The following is a 3,212-nucleotide window of genomic DNA, read 5'->3' as shown; positions in this document are numbered from 1 at the left end:
GTATAGTATTTTATGCTATTGACTCACACTCGTGAATAGGTTCACCGCAAAATGGACATAAGGTCATTTGATTTTCTTTTGTGGTGCCCTCGAAAAAAAACCATTCACCACCACATTCGGATTCGTAATGATTTTCATTTTCATCAATAATAAATTTCCATTCGCATTTTTCCATAATTTTGTCCTATATATTATAGAAGTCAAAATCCAACCTTACAGAAAAAAGAACAACTAAAAGCGAAAAATAAATTCTTAACTAATTAATATTCATTTGATTGTACTTGATCAAGCGTCTTCAATGGGAATTAGAGGAAAAGCACATCAATCCCATTTAAGATTCGGTTCAATTGGCATGGGTATATATTAGTACAAATTTTAGTTTAACGCAAATTTGTTTTAAGATTTCAAATTCAAATTAATGTAATTTGTAAAAAAAAAAGCCCCCGAACAACTTTCCATCCAGGAACTTTTTTAGCAAATCAAGAAGCTATCTACAGAACGGTGACATTTGCTGCGGCAGGACCTTTTTGTCCTTGTTCAATATCAAATGAAACACGATTTCCTTCATTCAAAGATTTAAAACCTGTTGAATTAATAGCTGAGTGATGTACAAAAACATCCTTTCCTCCATCTTCTTGTTCAATAAATCCAAAACCTTTTGAGTCGTTAAACCATTTTACTGTACCTGTAGCCATATTGGCAGTCTCCTGTTATAAAATGTAAAAAGACAAGTTTCATACATAAGAGCAGCTCTGATTCTGTTCGAGAATATGCCCCTTGCTTGAAACAGATCAATCTTAGCTATAAAATATGAATATCAGTTAAAGCCAAGCACTAAATGGTAATTATATTTAAATAAGCAATTCATTAGTATGTGGACTTCTCCAATTTCATCAGCTGAAAGATAGGTTTTGAAATCTTGATATTTTCGTGGACAAAAAACTTACGTACAGGATAATAATACTTGAGCTGGCTTAACCGGCTCATTAACGTCTATATACTGGTACCTTTAAAAATAATTGATGGTGTGATTTTGTGAGAGTATTTCAAATGATCTCACACAGAGTCACGGCTCAATTATTTTTGAGTAACAGTTTCATTTTTTCAGTATATTTTAAACTGAGCACAGAATAATTTTTTATTAAAAAGGGTGAAGCTCCCCATAAACACAATGTACCATCTAAATAGTTATATTTAGTGATATTTTAAAAGATCAATCTGCAATGGTAATGGAAAGATTATCCGAAAGCCTTTCTCAGTAAAAAATTCACCCGACGGTAAAAATTATCTGATTGATCAAGTTAGAAAATCTTGTCTTCATCATGGTATTAAACCTGTACATGTTTTTTATGGAGGTGAAGATTGTGGCTCATATGCTGATTACTTTATCTTTGCTTTACGTTCAGAAAATTGTCTGGTGGCAGGAGTAAATGCTCATGATGCCAAAAAACAACGTGAAAATATGCAGGCAAGTGCTGATCGTTTGGATTTAATGGGCATCTGTAAAATGCTTATAAGCTGTAGGGGCAATTGCTTTCCTGCCCAATCTGGAATTTATTGGACTCTAAGAACGCTTGTTCGACAAAGGCGAAAGCTTGTGAGTATTGCGACCGCAGTAAGGTGCAGAATTCATACCATTGTTGATAGGATATTCCCTGGATTCTTAAATGAAAAAAAGAGTGGGATCTTTCCATTTTCAAAAGGTTCACTGGCTTTGATGGGGAATAAGTTCGCTGTACATCAAATCCGTCGGCGTATCGGTGGCGTACATTGCGGACTACATTCCTTGAGAAGCACGCTTGCCAGAAACATGTTGGAAGCTAAAACCCCTCTTCCAGTTATTTCGGAAGTTTTAGATCAAGGTTTATAATTTATTTGGGGTCTATTGGGCTCATTGATCCGGTTACCAGTATTGGGGAGGCATCAATATTTTCTGCAGACATCATGGAAACAACACGTTCAAATGAACTTTCAATCATTAATTGCTCCCAACTCTCTAATTTGGAAAACCGCTCGGTGAACTTTTCTTGGAAAAGCGGAGGAACTGTATTGAGTATTGCTTTTCCATTTTCCGTAAGCGCTATATTGGTTTTCCGCTTGTCATCTATGTCTCTTGTCCGTGTAATATAATTTCTGTTTTCAAGCCGTTTTGTAATATCCGTCACGGTTGCCTGGCTTAAGCTGACGTCTTTTGAAAGTTGTGTCACAGAAATTCTATCATGCGCAGATATTGACTGCAAAAGAATAAGCTGGGGTCCTGTCAACCCAAATTTTTTTTTCAAATTGGTTGAATGCCGATCAATGGCTTGAATCATTTTCCGCAGGGCTATCAAAAGATTTCTGCATCGCTCATCATTTGTATTGCGCATCATCGCCCCTTAATATCATTAAATCTGGGATTCTGGAACCGATTAAAACCAATCAATTAATCCATAGCCCTCTATGTTTTAATTGATAATTTATAATGTCTTACAGACTGAATGTCAATACGAATGCAAATCATACGGAAAAGGCCCATTTGACAAATTAGTTAGTACTCGATATATATTTATTGAAAATTAACAATTATTAACTAAAAAAGAAGATTGATTCATCCATGAATAATGTTTTACTTTTAATTCTCAAACGCTGGGGTGCAAGTCTGATAACCATCTTTGTTATCTCGGTGATTATCTTTATTGGCATAGAGCTTCTGCCCGGGGATGTGGCCGAGACCGTACTGGGACAATCCGCCACCCCCGAGACGGTAGCGGCATTTAGAAAAGAGCTCAAACTGGATTTACCACCCCATATCCGGTATGGTGAATGGCTTAAGGATTTTGTCCATGGCGATTTTGGCACCTCCCTGGCCAATGGCAGGCCTGTTTCCGAGTTGATTGGCTGGCGGCTTTCCAACACCCTGTTTCTGGCCTTAACCACCGCCGTGATCGCTGTGCCTCTGGCCATTTTTTTGGGTATGCTTGCGGCATTTTATCGAAATACCTTTTTTGATAAATTAATCTCAACCACCACCCTCTCCTTTATCTCTTTTCCGGAATTTTTTATCGCCTATATCCTGATTAGCCTTTTCTCGGTTAAGCTGAACCTTTTTCCAAGTCTGGCAATCCTTGATAAACACATGGGGTTTGGCAGCAAAATATATGCGATTTTACTGCCCTCCCTGACACTCACCTGTGTGGTGACGGCACACATGATGCGCCAGACAAGGGCTG

General features: G+C 37.4%; 5 protein-coding genes. 2 read left to right on the top strand and 3 right to left on the bottom strand.

Annotation, left to right across the window (positions count from 1 at the left end):
- Positions 1-10 precede the first annotated feature (10 nt).
- Together K8S13_RS00465 and K8S13_RS00460 are read right to left on the bottom strand one after the other, a co-directional pair.
- A complete protein-coding gene (locus tag K8S13_RS00465; protein ID WP_291459634.1) occupies positions 11-175 on the bottom strand; it encodes a hypothetical protein in 165 nt (54 codons plus the stop codon).
- Between the two features lie 316 nt (positions 176-491).
- Entirely contained in the window at positions 492-695 is a 204-nt protein-coding gene (locus K8S13_RS00460; protein WP_291459633.1) for a cold-shock protein, read from the bottom strand.
- Positions 696-1,216: 521 nt separating this feature from the next.
- On the opposite strand from K8S13_RS00460, the gene K8S13_RS00455 reads away from it, so the two are divergent.
- Positions 1,217-1,870, top strand: a complete 654-nt coding sequence (locus tag K8S13_RS00455; protein WP_291459635.1) for a transposase — start codon at positions 1,217-1,219, stop codon at positions 1,868-1,870.
- A 1-nt stretch (position 1,871) separates the two neighbouring features.
- On the opposite strand, the gene K8S13_RS00450 is transcribed toward K8S13_RS00455, so the two are convergent.
- On the bottom strand, positions 1,872-2,372 hold the full coding sequence (locus tag K8S13_RS00450; protein ID WP_291459632.1) for a MarR family winged helix-turn-helix transcriptional regulator: 501 nt from the start codon (positions 2,370-2,372) through the stop codon (positions 1,872-1,874).
- A gap of 224 nt (positions 2,373-2,596) precedes the next feature.
- On the opposite strand from K8S13_RS00450, the gene K8S13_RS00445 reads away from it, so the two are divergent.
- Positions 2,597-3,212, top strand: a 616-nt coding sequence (locus K8S13_RS00445; RefSeq protein WP_291459631.1) for an ABC transporter permease, incomplete at its 3' end; no start/stop codon positions are given.

Source organism: Desulfobacula sp., from assembly GCF_021107415.1.
Note: the sequence above shows the minus strand (reverse complement) of the source record. Positions and strands in the feature narration are given on the sequence as shown.